Raw genomic sequence first — 26294 nt, 5'->3', positions numbered from 1 at the left:
CGCCCCGGCTTGGCTAGACGCTCTTGAGCCGTTGGGAATGGCGCTGTTCAAACTCGATGGGCGATAGCCCTGCTGCCGACGAATGACGGCGCCGCGAGTTGTAGAACATTTTAGGCTCTGGTCCCGCAGGAAGGCCTGCCATTCTTGGCCTGTGAACTGGGTGAGTTCAACCCATCGATGCAACTGCCCATGGATCAACCCGCCACCTGACATGAGAACAGATCGACCACAACGGCCAGGTACAACCAGCCTTCGTGGGTTCGGATGTAGGTGAGGTCTGTGACCCAGGCCTGATTGGGTTGGGCCACCTTAAATTGGTGCTGCAAGTGGTTGGGGGCAATCAAGGCTGGCTTTTCAGCGTGTACTCCTGGCCTTCGGCCATAACCCGTCTGCGAAGGCAAACCTTCCAGCTTGAGCAACCGTGCCACATAGTGCTTGCCGCAGCGCTCTCCAAGGTCGCGCATATCCGGCGTCAGCTTGCGGTAGCCCTAGACACCACCGCTCTCAAGCCATGCCTGCTTGAGCAAGCCAAGCAGCCTTTGGTCGTCCTTAGCCTGCGGACTCTGCGGTGCTGTCTTGCACGCATAGTCGCCACTGGGGTGCAGTTGCATTACCTTGCACATGCTCCACACACTGTGCTCCTGCTCATGGCGCTCGATAAATGAATACCTCGCCAGGACTGCCTGGCAAAGTACGCGGCGGCTTTTTTAGGATGTCGCGCTCCTCGGTCACTCGCTGAGGTTCGGCCTTTAGTCGCCTCAACCCCTCGGTTTGAGATGCCTGCGCCTATCGCTCAGGTGCGGGCACTGCATAAAGCTTGATCCACTTGTACAGGCTGCGCTGGCTCACACCGATCCGGCAGATACATGGGCCACTCGGTGGCCTCGCTCAGTGATCTGCTTGACCGCTTCAATCTTGAATTCTTCGGGGCATGGCTGCTTGTCCGTCATGGCACCTCCTACTGGTGCCTCAGATCTGAGACTCAGAGATGTCTAGTACAGCGGGACGATTCAACGCCCGAGGCATTTACTTGAATGTCAATTGACTTAATGAAATCTTAATGAAGGAATTGATGCAAAGCAACGAGTCGAGAAGAGTCTTGTTGCGAGTCAAATTTGTATGTAATCTCGTGGCAAAGTTCGTTATCGGATCTCTATCGCCAAATCACGGATGCTCGGACATCCAAGCCAAGGGAGATTGCTAATGACAGAACCTCAGCCTGAATCGACTCGTGCCGAGGAGTGGCGCAGCTTCGCATTTCTCGCAGTTGTTATGGCGCCTATATTGGCCGTTGTACTGATTGCGGCTTATGGCTTTGCAATCTGGTTTTATCAGATGATCATCGGTGGCCCCCCACATGCATGAAGAATCTGAGCCCATTGAAACTCACACCGACTTGCATATCACCAGTCTGGTTGTGCATGTGCTTCCCCAGGCATTGGCACAAGTAGCTGCTGGCATCGTCACGATCAAAGGCGCCCAAATACATGGAAGTCATCCGGCCGGCAAGCTGGTGGTGACCTTGGAAGCGCCCCATGCAAGGGAAATACTTGATTGCGTGTCTCAGATTGAGCTGCTTGATGGCGTAATCAACGCATCCCTGGTTTATCAGCATGTTGAGAACTGGCAGTCGCTAAACCAAGAGGTAACACATGACTAGCACTAGGCGTGATTTTGTCCGTCAATCTGCAGCCGCAGCCGCAGGGGCCGTTGCAGGCATACCCATAGAAGTTCTGTCCCAGGATGCAGGTGCAATGGCCGCCGATCTGAAGTGGTCCAAGGCGCCATGCCGCTTTTGCGGTACAGGTTGCGGCGTCATGGTGGCCGTCAAGGACAACCGCGTGGTGGCCACTCAGGGTGACCCTGAGGCCGAGGTCAACCGGGGGCTGAACTGCGTCAAGGGTTACTTCCTGTCCAAGATCATGTATGGCGGTGACCGTCTGACAAAGCCGCTGCTGCGCATGAAGAATGGTCGCTACGCCAAGGATGGCGAGTTCCAGCAGGTTTCCTGGGATACCGCCTTCGACGTCATGGCAGAGCAGTTCAAAAAGACGCTCAAGGCCAAAGGGGCCGACGCAGTGGGCATGTTCGGCTCCGGCCAGTGGACGGTATGGGAGGGCTATGCAGCCTCCAAATTGTTCAAGGCAGGCTTTCGCACCAACAACATTGATCCCAATGCACGCCACTGCATGGCCTCGGCAGTTGCCGGCTTCATGCGCACCTTTGGCATGGACGAGCCCATGGGTTGCTATGACGACATCGAGGCAGCGACTGCCTTTGTGCTCTGGGGCTCGAACATGGCTGAAATGCATCCGGTGCTGTGGACGCGCGTGACCGACAGGCGCCTGTCCACACCAGGCGTGAAGGTGGCCGTGCTGTCCACCTTCGAGCACCGCTCCTATGAGTTGGCGGATATGTCTCTGACCTTCAAGCCTCAGACCGATCTGGCCATACTCAATTACATCGCCAACCACATCATCACCACAGGCAGGGTCAACAAGGACTTCGTCTCCAAGCACTGCAATTTCAAGCTCGGCAACACCGATATCGGCTACGGGTTGCGTCCCGAGCACCCTCTGCAGAAGGCGGCCAAGAACGCCAAGGACCCCAACGGTGCCAAGTCAATAAACTACGAGGAATACGCCAAGTTCGTATCCACCTATACGCTCGAGTACACAACCAAGCTCACAGGTGTACCGGCCAACCGTCTCAAGGCTCTTGCCGAGCTCTATGCGGACCCCAATAGCAAGGTGGTGTCGTTCTGGACCATGGGTTTCAACCAGCACACACGCGGTGTCTGGGCCAACAACATGGTCTACAACATCCACTTGCTGCTGGGCAAGATCGCCACCCCCGGCAACAGCCCGTTCTCACTGACGGGTCAGCCTTCTGCCTGCGGAACAGCGCGTGAGGTGGGCACCTTCTCGCACCGCCTGCCAGCGGACATGGTGGTGACTAACCCAGAACATCGCAAGACTGCTGAAACCATCTGGAAGCTGCCCGAAGGCACGATTCCACCCAAGCCCGGCTACCATGCCGTGGAACAAAACCGTGCGCTCAAGGACGGCAGGCTCAATGCCTACTGGGTGATGGTCAACAACAATATACAGGCCGGCGCCAACCTGGCGCAGGAAGGCTATCCGGGCTACCGCAATCCTGACAATTTCGTGGTGGTCTCCGATGTCTATCCCACAGTCACGGCCGTAGCCGCCGATCTGATCTTGCCGTCGGCCATGTGGGTCGAGAAGGAAGGCGCCTACGGCAATGCAGAGCGCCGCACCCACTTTTGGCACCAACTGGTCAAGGCTCCTGGCGAGGCGCGCTCCGACCTGTGGCAATTGATGGAGTTTTCCAAGCGTTTCAAGGTCGAGGAAGTCTGGCCCGAGGAACTGCTGGCCAAGAAGCCCCAGCTGCGCGGCAAGACCCTGTTCGAGGTGCTGTACCGCAACGGCAACGTGGACAAGTTCCCTTTGGCCGACATGGACCCTGCCTATGAAAACGAGGAAGCCAAGGCCTTTGGCTTCTATCCGCAAAAAGGTCTGTTCGAGGAGTACGCCTCGTTCGGCCGTGGCCATGGCCACGATCTGGCACCGTTCGACCAGTACCACAAGGTGCGCGGCATGCGCTGGCCCGTGGTCAACGGCAAGGAAACGCTCTGGCGTTACCGCGAAGGCTCGGACCCCTATGTGAAAGCTGGTACGGGCTACCAGTTCTACGGCAATATCGACGGCAAGGCCAACATCTTTGCCTTGCCATACGAACCACCGGCGGAGGCTCCGGACAAGGATTACCCTTTCTGGCTTTCCACGGGCCGAGTGCTTGAACACTGGCACTCAGGATCAATGACCCGGCGCGTACCCGAGCTGCATCGTGCCGTGCCTAACGCACTGTGCTACATGCATCCTGACGATGCCAAGGCACTGGGCGTGCGCCGCGGCAGCGAAGTTGAGCTGTCCTCGCGGCGCGGTTCCATGCGCACGCGCGTCGAAACCCGCGGCCGCAACAAGCCCCCGCGCGGATTGGTCTATGTCCCCTGGTTCGACGCCAGCCAGCTGATCAACAAGGTGACGCTGGATGCGACCGACCCGATTTCATTGCAGACGGACTTCAAGAAGTGCGCTGTGAAGGTCACCAAGGTTTGACGAAAGAGAGGCTGACCATGAACTTCGTCCGCAAATTCGTCCGTCTTGTGGGCATGCTGCTCATGCTCAATATAGGTATGGCCTGGACGCCAGCCGCTATCGCGGAGACCTTTTATGACTCGGCGCGCGGCCCTACGCCCATCATGCAGGCGACCAAGCCACCAGTGCTTGGCAATGCCGTCAACGATGACGTGCGCCGCACGCGCAACTACACCTGGCAACCTCCCACGATTCCCCATCGCGTGGACGGCTATCAGGTAGACAAGAACTTCAACAAATGCATGGACTGCCACTCGCGAACCAAGGCCGAGACCTCGCAGGCCGTGCCGGTATCGGTCACGCACTATATGGATCGCGACGGGCGCATGTTGGGGCAGGTATCCACGCGACGCTACTTCTGCCAGCAATGCCATGTGGCTCAGGATGCCGTCCGCCCTCTGGTCAGCAACACCTTCGAAGACGTGGATACCGTGATTCTGAAGGCCCTGCAGTCCCAGTCGGGCAAGGCATCCAAGAAAAACTGACGCTGCGGCGCACGAGGCTCATCTATGTTGACACTTCTCAAGCGCTACTGGGCGGTGATCCGCCGCCCCAGCGTACATTTCAGCCTGGGCTTTCTGACCATCGGCGGCTTCATCGGCGGCATTCTCTTCTGGGGCGCGTTCAACACCGCCATGGAGCTGACCAATACGGAGAAATTCTGCACGGGTTGTCATGAGATGCGGGACAACGTGTTTGCCGAGCTCAAGAGCACGATCCACTACACCAACCGCTCGGGCGTACGCGCCGTGTGCTCCAACTGTCACGTGCCGCACGACTGGACCGACAAGATCGCTCGCAAGATGCAGGCCTCCAAGGAAGTGTGGGGCAAGATCTTCGGAACGATAGACACGCCTGAAAAATTCGAAGCCAAGCGGCTGGAGTTGGCACAGCACGAGTGGGCTCGCTTCAAGGCCAACGATTCGCTGGAGTGCCGCAACTGCCACAACTACGACTCCATGGATATGACGCGGCAGAGTTTGCGTGCGCAGAACATGCACAGCACCTATTTGGCCAGCAAGGAAAAAACCTGTATCGACTGCCACAAGGGCATTGCCCACAAGCTGCCTCACATTCCTCCCGGACAGGGCCCCAGCGACACGCCAGGTCAGAAAGTGCCAGGGCCAGCTGAGGCGTCGGTTGCGTCAGTGCAGTAGCGGGATGAATGGCTTGGGCACGGCTGCTTCCAGATTTCTTTGCATATCCGGCCTGGGTTGTGTACGCGGCGGCCGGGTGGTGCTGCGCGATCGGGGTTTGGAACTCGGTAGCGGTCAACTCCTGATGCTCAGAGGTCATAACGGCGCGGGCAAAAGCAGCCTGCTGCGTTGTCTGGCCGGCCTTCTGCCATGGCGTACTGGAAGCCTCCAGTGGTGCGGCGGTACGCTGTCTCCCCAGGATCCGGCCTACCAGCGACAACTGGCCTATATGGGACATCAGGCTGGAATGAGTGACGCCTTGACAGGGATGGAGAATCTGCGCTTTGCGCTGGATCTGATGGCAGTGAGCTGGAATGAAGCACGCGTGCAAGCCGTTTTGCAGGCCTTGTCTTTGACGGAAGTCGTCGCTCGGCCTTTTGGCCGCCTGTCCCAGGGGCAGCGTCGGCGATTGGGGCTGGCCCGTGTTTTGCTGGGCGAGCGTCCGCTGTGGTTGCTGGACGAACCCGACAACTGCCTGGATGTCCAGGGCGAACAATATCTGGGCGAGGCACTGGAGCAGCATCTGGCCTCCGGAGGAATGGCCGTGGTGGCTTCGCACCGCAACCTGGTGCTGCCGACGCCCCGGGTGTCGGTGCTGGATTTATCCCGCTCCGTGGTCACGACCGCAAAGAATGAGCAGGTGGCTGTTTGCTGATAGCTGTGTGTGCAAGAGAGTTGAAGTTGGCCGCTAGAAGGCCTTCCGATGCCTTGGGCGGGCTGTTCTTCTTTGTGCTGGTAGGCAGTCTTTTCCCCTTGGCTTTGGGGCCGGACGCGGCCTTGCTGAGGCAGATTGCACCGGGCATTGTGTGGGTCGCGGCCTTGCTGGCCGTGCTGCTGGGGCAGCACCGGCTGTTCGAGAGCGACATGGCCGACGGGTCGCTGGAACAGTGGTTGCTGGCGCCTGCGCCCCTTCCGCTGCTGGTGGGCCTCAAGGTGGCCGCGCACTGGTTGCTGGGCGTGTTGCCATTGTTGCTGGTGGCTCCCCTGCTGGGCTGGCAGTACGGCCTGGATGGGGCGGTGATCGGCATTCTGCTGGCATCGCTGGCCCTGGGAACGCCCAGCCTGTGCCTGCTGGCGGCTCTGGGCGCAGCACTGACACTGGGTGTGCGGGGGCAGTTGCTGCTGGCTCTGGTGGTGCTGCCGCTGAGCGTGCCCATCCTGATCTTTGGCAGCCATGCCGTAGCCCAGGCGCAGCAAGGGCTGAGTGCAGCGCCTGCTCTCAATCTGCTGGGTGCCTGCCTGTGCCTGGCGTTACTGGCCGGTCCCTGGGCAATAGCAGCGGCCTTGCGCCTCGCGCTGGAGTGATATGAATTCCCTTACTTCCAATGCATCACCTACGCCTGCGACAGGGTCCAGCAGCCGCAAATGGCGTCAGCTGGCCTCGCCCCCGGTTTTTTACCACTGGGCAGGCAAGCTGTGGCCCTGGATGGCTGTGCTGGCTGCCGTGCTAGCTGCTGCGGGTCTATGGGTCGGATTTGGACTGGCACCTACGGATCACCAACAGGGCGAGGTCTACCGCATCATCTTTTTGCATGTGCCGGCCGCCTGGATGTCCATGTTCATCTATCTGGTGGCAGCGCTCCATGCTGCCCTGGGGTTGATTTACGGCACCCGCCTTTCCCCCCTGCTGGCAAGGGCCCTGGCACCTACAGGTGCGCTGTTCACGGCCATCGCCTTGTGGACCGGGGCTGCCTGGGGCAAGCCGACCTGGGGAGCCTGGTGGGTATGGGATGCCCGTCTGACGTCGGAGCTGATCCTGCTGTTCCTGTATCTGGGCTATATGGCCACGGTCTCGGCCATAGAAGATTCGCGTCGGGCCGATGGCGCTGGCGCCATCGTGCTGCTAGCTGGCGTGGTCAATGTTCCCATCATCTATTTCTCGGTTCAGTGGTGGAGCACCCTGCATCAGGGTGCGAGTATCCGCATGGATACAGCTCCCAGCATGACACACACCATGCTGGCCGGCATGCTGCTGATGGCACTGGCCTGCTGGGCCTATACGTTGGCCGTCGCTCTGGTACGGGCACGTTGCCTGATTCTGGAGCGAGCCCGCGAGGAGAGTCTGTAATGCAGGATCATGCTTTTTTCATTGCTCTGGCCTACGGTGTGAGCGCGATGGCGCTGGGCATCGAGCTGGTCAGCATCTTTGTGCGCAGCCGTCGCCTGAAAGCCGAGGCCGCATCCGGACTCGCAACCAGGGAGACCCCATGAAGCCGCGCCAGCGTCGCCTGCTGTGGGTGCTGGCAGGACTTGCGCTGGTGGCCGTGGCCGTCACGCTGGTGCTGCGAGCACTCAACTCCAATGTGATGTTCTTCTACAGCCCCAGCCAGGTTCACGCGGGCGAGGTTCCGCATGGTGCAGCCTTTCGCCTGGGAGGCCTGGTGGAGCAAGGCTCGCTGCAGCGCAGCGGCGACGGAATGCTGCTGCGCTTTGCCGTGACCGATGAAGTGCGCAGTGTGCCTGTGCAGTATCGGGGATTGCTGCCCGACCTGTTCCGCGAGGGCAAAGGCGTGGTGGTATCGGGCCGTATGCAGGCGGACGGAACCTTTCATGCCTCCGAGGTGCTGGCCAAGCACGACGAGAACTATATGCCGCCCGAAGCGGCCCATGCCTTGAAAAACGCCGCCGGAAAGCCGCCAGAAAAATCTGACGGGGATGTCACTGTCAAGGAAACCGGCCAGGACAGTGCCCATACCGCCACCAAGGGAGGCCATACATGATCGCTGAACTCGGCGTGTTCGCTCTGGTACTAGCCCTGGTCACGGCAGTACTGCTGGCGGTGCTGCCGCTTGCCGGAGCCCACTGGGGACTGGCGAGTTGGGTAAAGCTGGCCCGGCCTGCGGCCTTGCTGCTATGTCTACTGTGCGTGCTGTCCTCGGCCAGCCTGTTCTGGTGCTTCTGGCGCGAAGACTTCTCAGTGCTGTATGTGGCGGCCAATTCGCATAGCGACCTGCCCATGGCCTACAAGCTGGCAGCTTTCTGGGGTGGGCATGAAGGCTCCATGCTGCTGTGGCAGCTCATGCTCTCGGGCTGGACCCTGGCGGTGGCCTGGCGCAGCCGAGACCTGCCGCCGGCCTTCGTGGCGCGCGTGCTCGCCGTGCTGGGCTGGATCAGTGTGGGCCTGCTGCTGTTCCTGCTGTTTCTCTCCAATCCGTTTGTGCGCCTGATCCCCGCAGCTGCCGAAGGCAAGGATCTCAATCCCTTGCTGCAAGACCCCGGCATGGTGCTGCATCCGCCGCTGCTGTACATGGGCTATGTGGGCTTTGCCGTGCCTTTTGCGTTCGCGCTGGCGGCACTGATCTCGGGCGAGTTGGGTGCTGCCTGGGCGCGCTGGTCGAGGTCCTGGACGCTGGCGGCCTGGGGCTTTCTGACGCTGGGCATTCTGCTAGGCAGCGCCTGGGCTTACTACGTGCTGGGCTGGGGAGGCTGGTGGTTCTGGGATCCGGTGGAAAACGCCTCTTTCATGCCCTGGCTGGTGGGAACGGCCCTGCTGCATTCGCTGGTCGTGACCGACCAGCGCGGAGCCTTCCGCAGTTGGTCGGCCCTGCTGGCCATCTGCGCATTTTCACTGAGCCTGCTGGGTACCTTTCTCGTGCGCTCAGGCGTGCTTACCTCGGTTCATGCCTTTGCCGTGGACCCAGGGCGGGGGCTCTTCATCCTGTGCTTCATCGTGGCTGTGGTGGGCGCCTCGCTGTGGCTGTTCGCCTGGCGCGCACCTGAGCTTGGCCGCGGCTCCGGGGAATTTGCCATGCTCTCGCGCGAAACCTTTTTGCTGATCAACAACGTGCTCTTCACCGCTGCAGCGCTGGCGGTGCTCATAGGCACGCTGTACCCGCTGGCCCTCGATGTGCTGAGCGGCGAGAAGATCTCCGTGGGGCCACCGTACTTCCAGACCGTCTTTTTGCCTTTGGTGCTGCCGGCCCTGGCCCTGATGGGCGTGGGCACGGTGGCGCGCTGGAAGAGCAGCCTGATTGGCGAGCTGTGGCGGCGCCTTCGCGTAGCCCTCGTGCTGAGCCTTGCCTGCTCGGCAGTGCTGGCACTGGCAGGCGGCTGGATGGGTGTGCGCCTGTCCCCGGCCACCTTGCTGGGCCTGGCCCTGGGCCTGTGGTGCCTGCTCAGTACACTGGCCCATATCTGGCAGCGCCTGGGACAAGGCCTGGAAATCGGCCATCTGGGTCAGCGCCTGTCGCGCCAGCCCTGGGGCTGGTGGGGCATGCTGATGGCCCATGCCGGTGCGGGCGTGTTCGTGCTGGCGGTAAGCTTGGCCGACGGGCTGGAGAGCCGGCACGAAACCACGCTGGCGCAGGGTGAGACTGCCGAGGCGGGTGGCTACCGCTTCCGCTTCGACAGCCTTGGTCCGGCCACCGGCCCCAACTATGACGCGCAGCGTGCCCAATTCACCGTCAGCCGAGCGGGGCTGGATAGCTGGAGCATGTTTCCCGAGAAGCGGGTTTACCGCGCCCAGGGCATGGCGCTGAGCCAGGCCGCCATCGACAGCGGCTGGACACGCGACGTTTTCGTGGCTCTGGGCGATCCACTGGACGATCAAGGCCTGCGCTGGACCGTGCGCCTGCAGGTCAAGCCTTTCATGGACTGGGTCTGGATAGGCACACTGATGATGGCGCTGGGCGCTGGTCTGAGCCTTATGGACCGGCGTTTTCGTACAGCCAAGCAAAGAGCGCACCGCCAGTCCGGCGCTCCGGCCCTGCAAGGAGCTGCCTGATGCGCTTTGTCCTGCCTCTGGCAATATTTTTAGGCTTGGCCATCATGCTCGGGCTTGGCCTGCAGCGTGACCCTCGGGCCCTGCCTTCGGCACTTCTGGAGCAGCCCGCACCGGCCATAGACCGCCCACTGCTCGAGGACCAGCGGCAGGTCCTGCATCTCCAGGATCTGCGAGGCCGGGCCTGGCTGCTCAATGTCTGGGCCTCATGGTGCGCACCCTGCCGACAGGAGCTCCCCGTATTGGCCGAACTCTCGAAGCGCGACTCGGTCGCCGTCTACGGCCTGAACTACAAGGATCAGCCGGACAAGGCCCGCGCGCTGCTGCGAGTTGCGGGCAACCCCTACCGCGCCTCGGCCATGGACGGCGATGGCCGCGTGGGCATGGACTTCGGCATACAGGGAGTGCCAGAAACCTTTGTCATTGACGGCCAGGGCCGCGTGCGCTATCGCCATGTGGGCCCGGTAACCGCAGAGATATGGCGCGATCGGCTGCTGCCGGTCATCAGGAGTATTCAATGAAACCGCGAAGCACCGGCGCAGCCTGCACAGCGGCCCTGATTGCCTGCATGGCAGTGCTGGCCCAGGCCGGGCAGACAGTGCAGACCGCTCGGGACCAGGAACTGCTGGATCGTGAAATGGCGCTGGCCGCTCAGCTGCGCTGTGTCGTCTGTCAGAACCAGACTGTGGCCGAATCGCGCGCCCCCATGGCCGAGGACATGCGCCGGGAAATCCGCCATCAGCTCGAGCAGGGACAGAGCAACGGCCAGGTGATCGCCTTCTTCGAGCAGCGCTACGGTGCTTTTGTGCGCTACAACCCGCCCTGGAAGCCGTCGACCTGGCTGCTGTGGAGCGGCCCTTTCCTGGCCGCGCTGGGAGGCTTTGTGCTGTTGCGCAGAACACTGCGCCGCAGGCTCGTGCCGAATGTCCCGCTGACCCCGGAGCAGCGTGATCGTGCACGCCGGTGGCTGGACTCGGCCGCAAAGAAGGAGAGCTCATGACTGCGATGCACTGGTTGTGGCTGGGTGCCATCGCCCTGATGCTGCTGAGCCTGGCGGTACTGCTGCCGCCTTTGCTGGCCGAGGTCCCATTCCCATTGCCCGCCAGCGATCCTGATGAAGCGCTGCGCCGCCTCTACCAGGCCCAGTTGGCCGAGTTGAAGCTGGAGCGCTCAGGCGGGCGCCTGAGCGAGACCGACCATGCTCAAGCGGTCGAAGAACTTCAGCGGCGTCTGCTCAGCGAACTGGACAGACCCCGGGCATCGGTTGCCTGGCGCCAAAGTCCATGGCTGCGCCGTGGCAGCGCGCTGTTGTTGGCGGTGCTGCTACCTGTCGCCGCGTTCGCTTTGTACCTGCAGGTGGGCGACCCCAAGGCTGCAGCGCAGCTGGCGCAGGAGCAGCCCGGCGCGCACGGAGACGGGGTGGGCGATGCACAGGTGCAGGCCATGGTGGACGGGCTGGCCCGGCGTCTTGAGGAACAACCCCAGAACCTGCCTGGCTGGGTGATGCTGGCCCGCTCCTATGAAACTCTGGAGCTCTTTGACGCTGCGGCCCAAGCGTACCGGCGGGCTTTGCAGGAGGCGCGGCGTAGCGCGATGGATGAGGAAGTCCAGGCGAGGTTATGGGCCGATCTGGCCGACGCGCTGGCATCGGCGCAGGGCGGTGATCTGGATGGCGAAGCCGGCAAGGCCATAAAGCAGGCACTGATGTTGCAGCCAGATCAACCCAAGGCCCTGGCACTTGCAGGGAGTGCCGCCGCGCGCCACGGCAAGCTGGATGAGGCACAAAAGAACTGGCAAGCCCTGCTGCGCCAGTTGGAGCCAGGATCGGACATGGCGCTGCGAGTGCAAGATGATCTGCTCAAGCTGGAGGCTTTGGCGTCTGAAGACAGTTCGAGCATCACTGCCAAGACTGCGGCTGTCTCCAAAAGCCGCCTGAGCGGAGAATTGCGATGGACAGTCTCCAAGGCCAATCCATCTGAACCAGCCCGGTTGGCCAAGGCTCAGGTTTTTGTCGTGGCTCGCGCCGACGGTCACCCCCGACCTGTGGCAGTGCTGCGCCTGCCTGCGACCTCCCTGCCGGCACATTTCACGCTGGGACCGGAGAACCTGCTCGATCCTGCAGTTTCGCTGTCGTCATTCCCGGAGCTACGTTTGCAGGCGCGGCTGTCGCTGGACGGCCAGGCCATGCCACGAGCAGGAGATCTCTACAGTCAGTCGTTCTCGGTGACTCCCGGCTCCTCGAACTTGCTGCTGGAATTGAATCCGGCTTTCTAGCAAGTGTGTCTGGACTGCAGCCAGCCAAGCAGACAACGTGCGTTATTGCCCTCTCCGGTGCAAGCATTGCGCCGTCATGTGCTGTGACAGCGCATCGGAATACGGAATCAAGAGCGGCCATGTTGCGAGGGGTGGCTCAATCCTGAACCACTACTGCGCTCTGGACGGTGATCGGGATGCGTGATCCGGACACAGGCAGAAATCAACCGACAGTTGCGAAAAAATGTCTGTTTGAATGCCGTTCTCCTCGAACGGCTTCATACCAACAAAACAAAAATGCCCGCTTTTCAGCGGGCATTTTTGTTGCAAACTCTGGTTTCGTCTGCACATTTGGTAGGCGCGATTGGACTCGAACCAACGACCCCCACCATGTCAAGGTGGTGCTCTAACCAGCTGAGCTACGCGCCTGTTGTTCTGTTCGATGAAGCAATTGTAGCACGGGTTTTTCACTCATTTTTTGAGAGCTAACATTTTCTTGTCATCGAGCCCTGTCAGGCGCAATCGGGACTTACATCAGCGCCTTCTGGCCGAGCGAACGCCGGACACACTGGCGACGATGCCTAGCACCTTGTTGAGGCGACCCGAATCTGCCACCTCCACCGTGAACGTCATCCACGCCGTCCCCTTGACGGACTGGGTCTGCACCCCGATGACATTGGTCTTCTCGCGTGCAAACACGTCCGAGATATCGCGCAGCAAGCCTTGGCGGTCGGCCGCCTCCACGGCAACGTCCACAGGGTAAACCGGTCCGCCCTTGTCCACATGCTTGGGAGTGCCCCAGTCGACCTCGATGACACGTTCGGGGCTCTTGGCCATCATCTCGCGGAAATTGGAGCAATCGCAGCGGTGCACGCTCACGCCCTTGCCACGAGTCACAAAGCCGCCGATCTCATCCGGAGGAGCCGGCTTGCAGCATTTGGCCAACTGAGTCATGAGCGAATCGACGCCCACCACCAGCACTCCACCTCGCGACGAGTCATGGCCACGCGCCTTGCGCACCGGAGTGAATGCGTCTTCCTCTGGCGTTTCTTCACTGGGACGCAGCACGACTTCGATATTGCGCAGTGAATACTCGTCCTTGCCCACGACTTCAAACAGTGCATCGGCAGACTTGAAGCCCAGCTGTGCAGCCAGCTCTTCAAGCTTGATCGCTGTCTTGCCCTCGCGCTGCAGCAGCTTTTCAACGGCCTCGCGCCCTCGCGAGACGGTTTCATGCGTGGCCTGGGCATTGAACCAGGCGCGCACCTTGGCCTTGGCACGGTTGCTGACCAGATAACCCAGCTCGGCATTGAGCCAGTCACGTGAGGGCCGGTCTTCCTTGGCCGTGTTGATTTCTACCGTCTGGCCGCTTTCCAGGGCTGTGTTCAGCGGCACCATGGCTCCATCCACGCGCGCGCCACGGCAACGATGGCCGAGGCTGGTGTGCACCGAGTAGGCAAAGTCCACCGGCGTGGCCCCTTGCGGCAACTCGATCACGGCAGCATCGGGAGTCAGCACATAGATGCGATCTTCAAACAGACCACGCTGGGCCGAGCCCGTCAGGTCGCTGCCCCAGGCCAGCAACTGGCGCAGCACGGCAATCTTGGCGTCATACTCGCTGGACGCCGACACGCCCGCATAGCCCTTGGTGCCGGCCTCCTTGTAGGCCCAGTGTGCGGCCACGCCATGTTCTGCATGGTCGTGCATGGCCTGGGTACGGATCTGGATCTCTATGGTGCGGCCGGTTTCATCGCGCACCACCGTGTGCAGGGACTGATAGCCGTTGGGCTTGGGTTTGGCGATGTAGTCGTCGAACTCCTTTTCCAGCGGCGTGAACTGCTCATGCACCCAGGAAAGGGCTGCATAGCAGTCCTTGACCGTAGGCACGATGACGCGCATGGCACGAATATCGAACAGCTGGTCAAAGCTCAGCGACTTGCCGCGCATCTTCTTGACGATGCTGTAGATATGCTTGGGTCGCCCCTGAACCGAGGCGCTGATGCTGTGGGCGCGCAAGTCGGCCTCGAGGCGCGCGCGCATCTGCTCCATATAGGCCTCGCGTTCGACCCGCTTTTCGTCGAGCAGGCGCGCAATCTGGCGATAGGTATCGGGCTCCAGAAAACGGAAAGCCAGATCTTCCAGCTCCCATTTGATCTGCCAGATTCCCAGACGGTTGGCCAGCGGCGCAAAGACATAGAGCGCTTCACGCGCGATGCTGGGCGAAACCGGGCTCTTCTCGGCCGCGTAGTAGCGCAGCGTCTGCAGCCGCGACGCCAGGCGCAGCAGTACCACGCGAAGATCGCGCGAGAAGCCCAGCAGCATCTTGCGCACGTTCTCGGTCTGCGTGGCCACGCCATCGACATGCTGGCTGCTCAGCTCGGCGTCTCTCGCCTGCTGCTGCACCCGGATGAGCTTGATGGTTTCGACCGCCAGGGTCGCAAAATTGTCGCCAAACGCCTTGGCAATCACTTCCTGCGGCTTGTTCAGGTGCACGCTGGCGTGCACCAGATAAATGGCCGCCTGCATGGTTTCCGAGCCACCGATTTTCTTGAGGATGGCGGCAACGGCGTCGGCGTGGGTCAGGGTGTTTTCACCGGTCTCCATGACTTCGCCGGCAATCAGCGGTTCTGCAAAGGCACGGGCGCGCGCCAGCGCATTGACTTGATCGGGCAAAACCTCGGATGTGGCGGTAATCAGATGCGGCGTAGGCTCCGTGAGCTTGGGTGCGGCGTCAGAGACTGTGGTTACGGTATCGCTGGTCTTCATGCAGCTTCCTCTTGGGCCTGCTGCGCAAGACTGATGCTCGCAGGCAGACCCTTATCCCCTTGTAAAAACTTTTGTATCAACGCCACTTGCCCCGGCACCACCAGTGTTGGAGCATGTCCCACGCCTTCCAGTTCCGTGCAATGCGCCCTGGGGCCACGCTCGGTCATGGCCCTGGCGGTACGGCTGGAGAGCAGATCGGACTCGGCTCCTCTGATAAGCAAGACCTGTGCCTTGATCTGGTCGTAGAGCTGCCAGAGCAAGGCCTCTCCCGCTTGGGCAGTCTCGCGCGTCATCTGGGCCATGGGCACTGCAATACGAGGGTCGTAATGCAGCACCACACCTCCTTGGGGATCAGGCTTGATCATGGCTTTCGAGAGCCGGTTCCACTGCTCATCGCCATGTGGGCCGAATCCCTCGGAAATCAAGCGCATGGCGGCGGCAGCGCTCTCAAAGTTGGGAAACTGCAAGCCTTTGCCGACATAGGAGCCGATTCGTTCCAGCGACTCCCATTCAATCGCTGGCCCTACGTCGTTGAGCACCAGCCGCCTCACAGGCACCGGCAGCGGCAGACCGGGCTGCCCCACGACACCCATCCCGATCAAGCCCCCCATGCTGGTACCCACCCAGTCCAGGGTTTCAATCGGCACCTGAGCATGCAGCTGGGCCAGCAGCGCCAGCATATCGGCCGCATACAGCGGTAGCTGATAACCCATGGGGTCGGCCAGCCAGTCGCTTTCGCCGCGCCCCACCACATCGGGGCAGATCACGCGGGCAAAGCGGCTGAGCTTGGTTGCCAGCACATCAAAGTCTCGTCCCTGGCGTGAGAGGCCGTGCACGCAGACGATGACATGAGGATGTCTTGGGTTGCCGGTATGGTTCCATTCCCAGTACGCCATTCGGTGCGTTCCCTCGGGCTGAGCCTCGACCTGCTGGCGGCGCTGAGCGCTGGCCCAGGTGGGAGCGGTTGCAGAGGCTCCGGGACACGATACGTAATTCAGCGTAGGTTGATTCATGGAGAACGCGTTTTCAAGACCGGGGCCGATAATGGCTGTCGTCGCATCGTAATTCATTCGGAGACCTTGTATGTCCATGTTGAAAGGCAAAACCGCTCTCGTGACGGGATCGACCAGCGGAATCGGCCTAGGTATCGCAATCGCTCTGGCACGCCAGGGTGCCAATATCGTGCTCAACGGCTTTGGCGACGTCGAAGCACCACGCGCCCAGGTACTGGATGCCGGCAAGACAGCCGGTATCGAAGTCGGCTACCACGGTGCGGACATGAGCAAGACCACCGACATTGAAGCCATGATGAAATACGCCGCTGCCGAATTCGGCCGCGTCGACATCCTGGTCAACAACGCCGGCATTCAGCATGTGGCCAGGGTGCAGGACTTCCCCGTGGAGAAGTGGGATGCCATCCTCGCCATCAACCTGAGCAGCGCCTTCCACACCACGCGCCTGGCCCTGCCAGCCATGCAGCAGGCCAACTGGGGCCGCATCATCAATGTGGCCTCGGTGCACGGCCTGGTCGGCTCGGCCGAAAAATCGGCCTATGTCGCCGCCAAGCACGGCATCGTCGGCCTGACCAAGGTGACGGCACTGGAAAACGCCACCACCGGCGTGACCTGCAACGCCATCTGCCCCGGCTGGGTACTGACGCCACTGGTACAAAAGCAGGTGGATGCGAAGGCTGCCGCCCAAGGCATCAGCAATGAAGACGCCACCAGACAGTTGCTGGGTGAAAAAGAGCCTTCGATGCAGTTCACCACGCCCGAAGAGCTGGGCGAGCTGGCCGTCTTCTTCTGTTCGGCCGCTGCCAACAATGTGCGCGGCGTGGCATGGAATATGGACGGCGGCTGGGCCGCACAATAAAAGCCGCTCGGCTCCAGCGAATGCGTCTATCAATTAGATAGCATCTAGCGCTCTCCAGAAGACATATTCAGCATCAAATCATGATGAAAATCAAAAAGGAGCAGCGCAAGCTGCTCCTTTTTTTATATATGCCGCACGAATCCGATCACTGCATCTGAATCGAGCCGCCAACGGTGACCGTCACCTCGGCACGGTCCGCCTCCACCGGCACGGGCGCAGCATCGGCATAGCTGGCCTTGGCCATGCTCATCATGCGCGGGCGCGGCATGGGATGCCCGCCACCGCCGCTGCTGCTCACATTGACCTCGCGCAGGCTGTAGCCTGCAAAGCCAAAGCTCTTGGAGATGGCCGCGGCACGCTGGCGGAAGTTCTCGATCGCCTTGGCCTGGGCTTCGCCCTCCACCTTTTCCCGCGCTTCGCGCGAGAGGCCGAAACTCATGCTGGCCAGCGTCATGTCCTGCACCTTGGCCGCAGCCTGGGTAATGCGTACGAAGTCACGCCCCTGCAGCACGATCTCGGCCTGGCCCTGCCAGCCTTCGATCTTGCCGTTGTTGCCATAACGCGGCGAGATGGAGAAATTACCGGTGCTCAACTCCATCTGCCGACCTTGCGCGTCGTTACGCAGCGTGGCCATGGCGGACTCCACGATCTTTTGCAGCTGGGACTGAACGGACGCCGCATCGCGACCATCCTTGCTGGCAGACAGCGTCGCCGTCATCCAGTCCTGCTTGACCTCCACGGTTCCCTGAGCCGACAACTGCACCACGTTGGCAGGTCTTTGCATGTCACGCGCGGCGCCCTGAGCCCATACATTGCCACCAGCGCAGGCCGCAGCCAGCGCAAGTGCGGCAGCCGCGGCGCGAGAGGAAGAGGAAGACTTGGAAAATTGATTCATGCGGTTCACCCTTGTAAGTAAATCAGGCCATGCAGATACATATGCATTTCACCATTGCGCAAAGTCGCTGCAGCGCAGCATGTCAGCCCAGAGTGTGACTTTATGTACGAATACGCCACATTCAACACACCAACAGAACAAACACTGAAACAATAGTGCAATATGCTTGAAAAAAGTTCCTCATGAAACATTTATTGTTCTATTTACAAACGCAACAATCGTAACAAGTAGCAAGACTTGACCTTGTTTTGCTGGATTTTTTGGATCCAGCGATAACAATGGGCCAGTTACAAATAAATCGACAAGGACGATCATGGCAACGACGAACAACCGTACTGACAAGATCCTCGTGGTGGATGACGATGCACGCATCCGCGACCTGCTGCGCCGCTATCTGACGCAGGAAGGCTTCGAGATCATGATTGCCGAGGACGGCAAGGCTCTCAACCGCATCCTGCTGCGCGAGACTGTCGACCTGATCGTGCTGGACCTGATGATGCCCGGCGAGGATGGCCTGTCCATCTGCCGCCGCCTGCGCTCGGCCAATGACCGCACCCCCATCATCATGCTGACCGCCAAGGGCGAGGATGTGGACCGCATCGTGGGCCTGGAAGTGGGTGCCGACGACTATCTGGGCAAGCCCTTCAACCCCCGCGAACTGCTGGCCCGCATCCATGCCGTGCTGCGCCGCCGCCCTCCTCAGGAAGCGCCGGGAGCTCCTTCGGGCGACAACGAGGTGGTGACCTTCGGCCCGTTCACCTTCGACCTGGGCACCCGCGTGCTGCAAAAGAATGGCGAAGAGTTGCCACTCACCACCGGCGAATTCGCCATGCTCAAGGCCCTTGTGCGCCACCCGCGCCAGCCTCTGTCACGTGAAAAGCTGGCCCTGCTGGCCCGCGGCCGCGAGTTCGAGCCCTTCGACCGCAGCCTGGACGTGCAGGTCTCCCGCCTGCGCAAGCTGATCGAGGAGGACGCTGCCGCACCGCGCTATATCCAGACCGTCTGGGGCGTGGGCTATGTGTTCGTACCCGATGGCATGAACTGATTCTGCCTGCCTCCATTGCAACAAGCCGCCCGCTGCGCGGCTTGTTGCGCTTGGGTGCAGGCCCATAAGACCCATAAGTCAAGCTCTTTCAACAACCACCAGTAGATAGACACTTTTTGGACAAACCGTAACCCGAGTCGCCCATATTGGGCGTACCCTCGGGTCCAGTTATTTCCGCATTGCTGTTCATGAGCGCCTTTCACCATCCGCCGCCCGACGCCACCAGCCCCGTACCTCTGGAGTACGAGCGGCGCAGCACCGCTCGCTCACCTGTGGGGCTGAACCTGTTCTGGCGCACCTTCTGCCTGCTGGCCCTGCTGCTGGTGGGCAGCATTCTGGCCTGGCTGCAGACACTGCGGGCACTGGATTTCGAGCCGCGCACGCTGCAGACTGCCAAGCAAGTGGCCTCGTTGGTCAACCTGAGCCGCGCAGCCCTCGAGCATTCGGATGCGATCAACCGCGTCTCCCTGATCAAGACCATGGCAGACCAGGAAGGCGTGCGCATTCTGCCCCGCGAGCCCGGCGACTCATTCGAGCTGCTGGAGCAGAACGCCCTGGGCCAGAAGCTGACCGAAGAGCTGACCACTCGCCTGGGCTACGGCACCGTGGTGGCGCGCAGCGTCAACGGGGAGCCTGGCCTGTGGGTGGGCTTCACCATCAACGGCGACCGCAACTGGATGCTGATGGACCAGTCGCGCTTCACTCCTGCCAGCGGCCAGACCTGGCTGATCTGGCTGATCACGGCCGCCCTGCTCTCGCTCATCGGCGCGGCGGCCATCGCCCGCCTGATCAACCGGCCGCTCAAACAGCTGTCTTACGCGGCCAACCGCGTGCGCGAGGGCGACTTCGACGCCAGCCAGCTTGACGAGGAAGCCGTGACCAGCGAAATCCGCGAGGTCAACATCGGCTTCAACCGCATGGCGCAGAAGCTGGCCAAGCTGGAGCAGGACCGTGCCGTGATGCTGGCCGGCATCTCCCACGACCTGCGTACGCCGCTGGCGCGGCTGCGCCTGGAAACCGAGATGAGCGTCTATGACGATGTGGCGCGCGAGCATATGGTGGCCGACATCGTGCAGCTGGACGCCACCATCGACAAATTCCTGGATTACGCCCGCCCCGATCATCGCGTCATGCTCAGCCCCGTGGATCTACACGCCGTGGTTGCCTCCTGCGTCTATGCCGTGCAGGACCACCGTGAGCTGCAAATCACCATGAACGTACCCGAAGACCTCTACGTCATGGCCGATGAGGTGGAGCTGGCCCGCGTGATCTCCAACCTCTTCGAGAATGCACGCCGCTATGGCAAGACCCCATCCACCGACACGACCGAGGTGGATGTGGTTGCCAAGGAAAGCGAAAAATGGGTGGTCATCCGCATCCGCGACCATGGCAAGGGCGTGCCGGCCGAGCAACTGGCCAATCTGACCCAGCCCTTCTTCCGCGGCGACACGGCGCGCACGGCAGCTGCAGGCGCAGGCCTGGGTCTATCCATCGTGGACAAGACGGTTCAGCGCATGGGCGGCATGTTTGCACTGTCCAATTCATCGACGGGCGGCCTGGTCGCCCATCTGCAGCTGCAGCGTGCCATGGGCGTGACAGCCGGTGCGGCACCCGAGCAGCGCCTGCAGCGCCCCCAGGTCAAGCGCAATCTGCCGCGCGACAAGAAAGACGATGAGATAGGGCAAGACTGAATCTGCCCACCTGATTGCACAATCGGCATCGCCTTTCAACCATCTGCCGCAGAATTCACCATGCAAGCCCGATGCCTGTGCAAAGCCGTTCTCGTCACCGCACCCGGCACCCACGAAGTTCATGTCTGCCACTGCAGCATGTGCCGGCGCTGGGGAGAAGGCCCTGCCTTCACCCTGCATGGCGGCACGGCGGTGCAGACCAGCGGCCCCGTCACGCGCTATGCCTCCTCGCCCTGGGCCGAGCGTGCCTTCTGCAGCAACTGCGGCACCCACCTCTTCTACCGCCTGCTGGCAAGCAACGAGCATTTTCTGTCTGCCGGGCTGTTTCAGGACGCCCAGGGACTGACACTGGCACAGCAGATCTATATCGACGAGAAGCCCGACTATTACGCGCTGGCCAATGACACCCCGACCCTGACCGGAGCCGAAGTGCTAGCCCTCTACGGCGATTCATGACCGGCTTTCGCCGCGGCCATTGCGTCAAGCGGGGTCAGGCAGCCCGCACCAGCAAGGCCACTGCACGGGCCTCCATGGCCTGCTGCTGACCCACAGGCCCGAGCTTCTCGGCCGTCTTGGCCTTGACGTTGACCTGCTCCACATCCAGCTCCAGCACCTGGGCAATGCGCTCGCGCATCTTCTCGATATGGGGTGCCAGCTTGGGCGCCTGGGCCACGATGGTGCTGTCGATATTGCCGATCTCGAAGCCCTTGGCGCGCACGCGCCTGGCAGCCTCGGCCAGCAGCACGGCGGAGTCCGCCCCCTTGAACTGCGCGTCGGTGTCCGAGAAATGGCGACCGATATCGCCCAGCGCCGAAGCACCGAACAAGGCATCGGTGATTGCATGCAGCAGCACGTCGGCATCCGAATGACCGAGCAAGCCCAGGCTGTGAGGCACTTCGACACCGCCGAGAATCAGCTTGCGCCCTGGAACCAGGGCATGGACATCCCAGCCTTCACCAATACGAAAATTCATATAAATCCTTGTCAAACCCTTGCCCAAGAAGCGCAAGCAGCTATCAATTAAATACCACCTGCACCGAACCGGGTCAGGCACGGCATTCTGCCGATAGCAATGCCAGTCGTGCATTCTTGTGTGCATATGCCCAGTCCGTGGCGATCCGTCTAGCCACGCGCCTTGCGCTGCAGCAGCACGGCCTCGGCCAGCGAAAAGTCGTCGGGGTAGGTCACCTTGAAGTTCTGCGCACCGCCCGGCACCAGTCTGGGGGAGTGGCCGGCCAGTTCCATGGCGCTGGCTTCATCGGTCACGGTGGCTCCCGCCGCCTGCAGCGCAGCCAGCAAGGCTGCGATGCGGAACATCTGCGGCGTCTGAGCCAGCCATTTGTCGCTGCGCTCCACCGTCTGCGCCACACGCGCCGGGCCCGCGCCGGCGGCCTGCTGCTTGAGCGTATCGGGCAGCTTCAGCGCCAGCAGCCCCCCCACCGCATCCGGCAGGCAGGCATCGATCAAGGCATTGACCTGCGCCGATGCGACCAGACAGCGCGCCGCGTCATGCACCAGCACCCAGTCCTCGCCGCTGGCTCCCATGCGCAGCAACTCCTGCAGGCCGTTGCCCACTGTCTCGGCACGGGTGGCTCCTCCACAGGCAGCAATGCTGAGCCGGGCGTCCGTGTCGCGCTCCTGCCAGAAGCCATCGGCAGCAGAGACCACCAGCAGCACCTTGTGCATGCGCTCCACCGCCAACATCGCGGCCAGCGTGTGCATGACCATGGGCTGCCCCGCAACACTCTGGTATTGCTTGGGCAGCTCGGGGGCCGGGGAATCAGCGGCAATGGCGCGCAGACCGACGCCCGCGCAGGGAATCAGCCCCCAGCAGCGGGGCGCAGATGCCGGCGACGACGCCGCTGCAGCGTTTGCCTTGTCGTCCGTCATGGACTCAGGCGAGAAAAACCGATCTGTCATGCACAGTATTTTAAAATCACCATTTCGTCCGAAAGCCCCTGAGACCCATCGAAGACCTGCTTTCGGCTTGCATCGCCTTGAGGTGTCCCCATTTTGAGTGAATGCGCCGCCAACCATCAGCTCCGCGCTGATTGGGCTGTGAGCCCAGCCTTTGATGGCCGGACTCGCCCGCATTCAATCTGTCCCCGTTTTTTTGCATCCAGCCCGCTTCTGTGCGCCGCTGCCTGCGTTCGTCTGTGAAAAACCATGCAACTGCCCAAGCTCACTCCCGGTAAACGCTTTCACCTGCCCCGCCCTGTCGGCAGCGCCGACGCGCTGCTGCTGGCCAGGCTGGGCGAGCGCGAAAAGCAGGACGGCCGGGTCACGGCCATCGTCACGGCCGATGCAGCCGACGCCCACCGGCTCATGGAAGAGATGGCCTTCTTCGCCCCCGAGCTGCGCTGCGCATTGTTCCCCGACTGGGAAACCCTGCCCTACGACAGCTTCTCACCGCACCAGGATCTGATCAGCGAACGCCTTGCCACGCTGTGGCGCATCAACCAGCGCGACAAGCAGCATGGCGCCGATGTGGTCATCGTGCCCGCCACCACAGCCCTCTATCGCCTGGCCCCGCCCTCGTTTCTGGCCGGCTATACCTTTGAATTCAAGCAAGGCCAGAAGCTGGACGAGGCCAAGCTCAAGGCCCAGCTCACGCTGGCGGGCTACCAGCATGTGTCCCAGGTGGTCAGTCATGGCGAATACGCGGTGCGCGGCGGCCTGATCGACCTGTTCCCCATGGGCTCGCTCCAGCCCTATCGCGTGGACCTGTTCGACGACGAGATCGACTCCATCCGCACCTTCGACCCCGACACACAGCGCAGCCTCTACCCTGTGCCCGAGGTGCGCCTGCTGCCAGGCCGCGAGTTCCCGATGGACGATGAGGCGCGCGCCAAGTTCCGCAGCCGCTGGCGCGAGCTGCTCGAGGGCGACCCCACGCGCAGCCGCATCTACAAGGACATGGGTGCCGGTATTGCCACGGCCGGCATCGAGTACTACCTGCCGCTGTTCTTTGACGAGACGGCCACCGTCTTCGACTATCTGGGCAACGAGGCCACCGTGGTGTTGCATGGCGATCTGGAGCCGGCCTTCCAGCGCTTCTGGCAGGACACCAAGGACCGCTACCGTCTGGTGCAAGGCGACCCCGACCACCCGGCGCTGCCGCCCGAGACCCTGTTTCTCAGCGCCGACCAGTTCTATACCCGCAGCAAGGAGCATGCCCAGCTGGCCTTGCGCCCGGGCACCGAAGATGTGGCCGACAGCGCCATCTTCCAGAAGCTCGAAGACCTTTCCGTGCTGCGCGGAGCCGATGACCCGCTGGCCAAGCTGCAAAAACATATAGCAGCTGGTGCAAGCAGGGTCTTGCTTCTGGCCGAATCCGATGGCAGGCGAGAGAGCCTGCTGGACTTTTTCCGCGCCTCGGGCGTCAACCCGCCCGTGTTCGATTCTCTGGCCGAGTTCCAGGCCGATGCCACGGAAAAGGTCGGCATTGCCACCTCCAGCCTGATGACGGGCTTTGCCTGGGTCGAGGAAGGCCTGGACTTCGTTACCGAAACCGAGCTGTTTGCCAGCAGCCCCACGGGCCGGCGTCGTCGACGCCAGGAGCAGGTCAGCGACGTGGAGGCCTTGATCAAGGACTTGTCCGAGCTCAAGGTAGGCGACCCCATTGTTCACTCCGACCATGGCATAGGCCGCTATCGCGGGCTGATCAACATGGACATGGGCCAGAAGAACCCTGACGGCACGCCCGCACTGCAGGAGTTTCTGCATCTGGAATATGCGGCCGACGCCGTGCTCTATGTCCCCGTCAGCCAGTTGCATCTGATCAGCCGCTACACCGGCGTTTCGCCCGACGATGCGCCATTGCACAAGCTGGGCGGCACGCAATGGGAAAAAGCCAAGCGCAAGGCCGCCGAGCAGGTGCGCGACTCGGCGGCCGAGCTGCTCAATATCTACGCCCGCCGCGCCGCGCGCCAGGGCCATGCCTTCCGCTTCCCCACGGCCGACTACGAGCAGTTTGTGGCCGACTTCGGCTTCGAGGAAACGGCCGACCAGCGCGCTGCCATCCACGCCGTGGTGCAGGACATGATCAGCCCCCAGCCCATGGACCGCCTGGTCTGTGGCGATGTGGGCTTCGGCAAGACCGAGGTCGCGCTGCGCGCGGCCTTTGTGGCAGCCATGGGCGGCAAGCAGGTCGCCTTCCTGGCCCCCACCACGCTGCTGGCCGAGCAGCATTACCAGACCCTGGTGGACCGCTTCTCCAAATGGCCGATCAAGGTGGCCGAGGTGTCGCGCTTTCGCTCGGGCAAGGAAATCACGGCCGCCATCAAGGGCATCTCGGACGGTACGGTCGATATCGTGGTCGGCACGCACAAGCTGCTGTCCGAATCCACACAGTTCAAGAACCTGGGCCTGCTCATCATCGACGAGGAACACCGCTTTGGCGTGCGCCACAAGGAGGCCATGAAGGCCATGCGTGCCGAGGTCGATGTGCTGACACTGACGGCCACCCCGATTCCGCGCACCATGGGTATGGCGCTGGAGGGGCTGCGCGATCTGTCGGTGATTGCCACGGCGCCGCAGCGGCGTCTGGCCATCAAGACCTTTGTGCGCAACGAAGGCACGGGCGTGATTCGCGAAGCTGTGCTGCGCGAGCTCAAGCGCGGAGGACAGATCTACTTCCTGCACAACGAGGTCGAGACCATAGAGAACCGCAAGCAAAAGCTGGAAGAAATCCTGCCCGAGGCCCGCATCGCCGTGGCCCACGGCCAGATGCCCGAGCGCGAGCTGGAACGTGTGATGCGCGACTTCGTGGCCCAGCGCTACAACATATTGCTGTGCTCGACCATCATCGAAACCGGTATCGACGTGCCATCGGCCAACACCATTCTCATCAGCCGCGCCGACAAGTTCGGCCTGGCACAGCTGCACCAGTTGCGCGGCCGCGTTGGACGCAGCCACCATCAGGCCTATGCCTATCTGATGGTGCCGGACCTGGACAGCCTGACCAAGCAGGCCCAGCAGCGGCTGGAGGCCATCCAGCAGATGGAGGAGTTGGGCTCGGGCTTCTATCTGGCCATGCATGACCTGGAAATCCGTGGCGCCGGCGAGGTGCTGAGCGAGAACCAGAGCGGCAATATGATGGAAGTGGGCTTTCAGCTCTATAACGAGATGCTGTCCGAAGCCGTGCGCAGCCTCAAGGCAGGCAAGGAACCCGATCTGCTCTCGCCGCTGTCGGCCTCCACCGATATCAATCTTCACGCTCCGGCCCTGCTGCCCAACGACTACTGCGGCGATGTGCATCTGCGCCTGTCGTTCTACAAGAAGCTGGCCACGGCCAAGACCGCCGATCAGATCGATACCCTGCTCGAGGAAATCGTGGACCGCTTCGGCAAGTTGCCGCCCCAGGCGCAGACCCTGATCGACGTGCACCGCCTGCGCGTGCTGAGCCAGCCCTATGGCGTGGTCAAGGTCGATGCTGCCCCCGGCGTGATCAACATCAGCTTCAAGCCTCAGCCGCCCATCGATCCCATGAACATCATTCACCTGATCCAGAAGAACAAGCACATCAAGCTGGCGGGCAATGAGAAGCTGCGCATCGAAAAAGAGCTGGAGAACCCCAAGGACCGTGCCCAGATGGTGCGCGATGTACTGCGCAGCCTGGGCCAGCCGCTCAAGAACGAAGCTGCCGTTCATGCCTGATAACGGGGCTGCTGACA

General features: G+C 61.8%; 24 protein-coding genes, 1 tRNA gene and 1 pseudogene. 19 read left to right on the top strand and 7 right to left on the bottom strand.

What is annotated here, in order from left to right; all coding sequences use genetic code 11:
- Positions 1-13 precede the first annotated feature (13 nt).
- Positions 14-950 (bottom strand): annotated as a pseudogene (locus F0P97_RS11050) (IS3 family transposase).
- 253 nt (positions 951-1203) lie between these two features.
- On the opposite strand from F0P97_RS11050, the gene F0P97_RS11045 reads away from it, so the two are divergent.
- The 14 genes from F0P97_RS11045 to ccmI are packed head-to-tail and all read left to right on the top strand — an operon-like array spanning position 1204 to position 12371.
- Positions 1204-1365, top strand: coding sequence for a periplasmic nitrate reductase, NapE protein (locus F0P97_RS11045; protein ID WP_182286741.1), 162 nt, complete (start codon positions 1204-1206; stop codon positions 1363-1365).
- On the top strand, positions 1358-1660 hold the full coding sequence (locus tag F0P97_RS11040; RefSeq protein WP_223305786.1) for a chaperone NapD: 303 nt from the start codon (positions 1358-1360) through the stop codon (positions 1658-1660). Before F0P97_RS11045 ends, F0P97_RS11040 begins: the two co-directional genes overlap by 8 nt.
- Positions 1653-4142, top strand: coding sequence for a periplasmic nitrate reductase subunit alpha (napA, locus tag F0P97_RS11035; RefSeq protein WP_034363267.1), 2490 nt, complete (start codon positions 1653-1655; stop codon positions 4140-4142). The genes F0P97_RS11040 and napA overlap by 8 nt, the downstream gene beginning before the upstream one ends.
- 17 nt (positions 4143-4159) lie before the next feature.
- On the top strand, positions 4160-4666 hold the full coding sequence (locus F0P97_RS11030; RefSeq protein WP_182286740.1) for a nitrate reductase cytochrome c-type subunit: 507 nt from the start codon (positions 4160-4162) through the stop codon (positions 4664-4666).
- A gap of 24 nt (positions 4667-4690) precedes the next feature.
- Positions 4691-5338 carry a cytochrome c3 family protein gene (locus F0P97_RS11025; RefSeq protein ID WP_003070157.1) on the top strand — a complete coding sequence of 216 codons (648 nt, stop codon included), beginning with the start codon at positions 4691-4693 and terminating at the stop codon, positions 5336-5338.
- A 4-nt stretch (positions 5339-5342) separates the two neighbouring features.
- The gene (gene ccmA, locus F0P97_RS11020) at positions 5343-6032 is read left to right on the top strand and encodes a heme ABC exporter ATP-binding protein CcmA (protein WP_182286739.1); all 690 of its coding nucleotides are present in this window, start codon (positions 5343-5345) and stop codon (positions 6030-6032) included.
- 53 nt (positions 6033-6085) lie between these two features.
- The gene (gene ccmB, locus F0P97_RS11015; RefSeq protein ID WP_232538254.1) at positions 6086-6682 is read left to right on the top strand and encodes a heme exporter protein CcmB; all 597 of its coding nucleotides are present in this window, start codon (positions 6086-6088) and stop codon (positions 6680-6682) included.
- A 1-nt stretch (position 6683) separates the two neighbouring features.
- A complete protein-coding gene (gene ccmC / locus F0P97_RS11010; RefSeq protein WP_232538200.1) occupies positions 6684-7445 on the top strand; it encodes a heme ABC transporter permease CcmC in 762 nt (253 codons plus the stop codon).
- Positions 7445-7588, top strand: coding sequence for a heme exporter protein CcmD (ccmD, locus tag F0P97_RS11005; protein WP_087863608.1), 144 nt, complete (start codon positions 7445-7447; stop codon positions 7586-7588). Before ccmC ends, ccmD begins: the two co-directional genes overlap by 1 nt.
- Positions 7585-8097, top strand: coding sequence for a cytochrome c maturation protein CcmE (ccmE, locus tag F0P97_RS11000; RefSeq protein WP_182286737.1), 513 nt, complete (start codon positions 7585-7587; stop codon positions 8095-8097). The genes ccmD and ccmE overlap by 4 nt, the downstream gene beginning before the upstream one ends.
- On the top strand, positions 8094-10100 hold the full coding sequence (locus F0P97_RS10995) for a heme lyase CcmF/NrfE family subunit (protein WP_182286736.1): 2007 nt from the start codon (positions 8094-8096) through the stop codon (positions 10098-10100). Before ccmE ends, F0P97_RS10995 begins: the two co-directional genes overlap by 4 nt.
- The gene (locus F0P97_RS10990) at positions 10100-10618 is read left to right on the top strand and encodes a DsbE family thiol:disulfide interchange protein (protein WP_182286735.1); all 519 of its coding nucleotides are present in this window, start codon (positions 10100-10102) and stop codon (positions 10616-10618) included. The genes F0P97_RS10995 and F0P97_RS10990 overlap by 1 nt, the downstream gene beginning before the upstream one ends.
- Complete coding sequence (locus tag F0P97_RS10985) at positions 10615-11097, top strand: cytochrome c-type biogenesis protein (protein WP_182286734.1); 483 nt, start codon at positions 10615-10617, stop codon at positions 11095-11097. The genes F0P97_RS10990 and F0P97_RS10985 overlap by 4 nt, the downstream gene beginning before the upstream one ends.
- Entirely contained in the window at positions 11094-12371 is a 1278-nt protein-coding gene (gene ccmI, locus F0P97_RS10980) for a c-type cytochrome biogenesis protein CcmI (RefSeq protein WP_182286733.1), read from the top strand. Before F0P97_RS10985 ends, ccmI begins: the two co-directional genes overlap by 4 nt.
- Before the next feature lie 331 nt (positions 12372-12702).
- Here ccmI and F0P97_RS10975 read toward each other — a convergent pair.
- From F0P97_RS10975 to F0P97_RS10965, 3 genes are all read right to left on the bottom strand, one after another.
- Positions 12703-12779 (bottom strand) — tRNA-Val (locus tag F0P97_RS10975).
- A gap of 105 nt (positions 12780-12884) precedes the next feature.
- Positions 12885-15116 (bottom strand): RelA/SpoT family protein, encoded by a 2232-nt coding sequence (locus tag F0P97_RS10970; RefSeq protein ID WP_003070275.1) that lies wholly within the window; start codon positions 15114-15116, stop codon positions 12885-12887.
- Positions 15113-16129: an alpha/beta fold hydrolase gene (locus F0P97_RS10965; protein ID WP_182286732.1), complete on the bottom strand. Its 1017-nt coding sequence runs from the start codon at positions 16127-16129 to the stop codon at positions 15113-15115. Before F0P97_RS10965 ends, F0P97_RS10970 begins: the two co-directional genes overlap by 4 nt.
- A 76-nt stretch (positions 16130-16205) precedes the next feature.
- Here F0P97_RS10965 and F0P97_RS10960 point away from each other — a divergent pair, with 76 nt between their 5' ends.
- Positions 16206-16988 (top strand): 3-hydroxybutyrate dehydrogenase, encoded by a 783-nt coding sequence (locus tag F0P97_RS10960; RefSeq protein ID WP_182287174.1) that lies wholly within the window; start codon positions 16206-16208, stop codon positions 16986-16988.
- Between the two features lie 145 nt (positions 16989-17133).
- On the opposite strand, the gene F0P97_RS10955 is transcribed toward F0P97_RS10960, so the two are convergent.
- On the bottom strand, positions 17134-17883 hold the full coding sequence (locus tag F0P97_RS10955; protein ID WP_182286731.1) for an SIMPL domain-containing protein: 750 nt from the start codon (positions 17881-17883) through the stop codon (positions 17134-17136).
- Positions 17884-18196: 313 nt separating this feature from the next.
- Here F0P97_RS10955 and ompR point away from each other — a divergent pair, with 313 nt between their 5' ends.
- The 3 genes from ompR to F0P97_RS10940 all read left to right on the top strand — a co-directional run bounded on the left by ompR (position 18197) and on the right by F0P97_RS10940 (position 21075).
- Complete coding sequence (gene ompR / locus F0P97_RS10950) at positions 18197-18928, top strand: two-component system response regulator OmpR (protein WP_003055820.1); 732 nt, start codon at positions 18197-18199, stop codon at positions 18926-18928.
- 188 nt (positions 18929-19116) lie between these two features.
- Positions 19117-20619, top strand: coding sequence for a sensor histidine kinase (locus F0P97_RS10945; RefSeq protein WP_182286730.1), 1503 nt, complete (start codon positions 19117-19119; stop codon positions 20617-20619).
- 60 nt (positions 20620-20679) lie between these two features.
- Positions 20680-21075, top strand: a complete 396-nt coding sequence (locus tag F0P97_RS10940) for a GFA family protein (RefSeq protein ID WP_182286729.1) — start codon at positions 20680-20682, stop codon at positions 21073-21075.
- 34 nt (positions 21076-21109) lie between these two features.
- Here F0P97_RS10940 and ispF read toward each other — a convergent pair whose 3' ends face one another.
- Together ispF and ispD are read right to left on the bottom strand one after the other, a co-directional pair.
- Entirely contained in the window at positions 21110-21592 is a 483-nt protein-coding gene (ispF, locus tag F0P97_RS10935) for a 2-C-methyl-D-erythritol 2,4-cyclodiphosphate synthase (RefSeq protein WP_182286728.1), read from the bottom strand.
- Between the two features lie 149 nt (positions 21593-21741).
- Positions 21742-22539, bottom strand: coding sequence for a 2-C-methyl-D-erythritol 4-phosphate cytidylyltransferase (gene ispD / locus F0P97_RS10930; protein WP_420093901.1), 798 nt, complete (start codon positions 22537-22539; stop codon positions 21742-21744).
- Between the two features lie 246 nt (positions 22540-22785).
- Here ispD and mfd point away from each other — a divergent pair, with 246 nt between their 5' ends.
- Complete coding sequence (mfd, locus tag F0P97_RS10925) at positions 22786-26277, top strand: transcription-repair coupling factor (protein ID WP_182286727.1); 3492 nt, start codon at positions 22786-22788, stop codon at positions 26275-26277.
- Positions 26278-26294: the final 17 nt, after the last annotated feature.

It is taken from the genome of Comamonas testosteroni, assembly GCF_014076415.1.
GTDB classification, from domain to species: Bacteria; Pseudomonadota; Gammaproteobacteria; order Burkholderiales; family Burkholderiaceae_C; genus Comamonas; species Comamonas testosteroni_F.
This window is presented reverse-complemented; position numbering and strand designations above follow the sequence as displayed.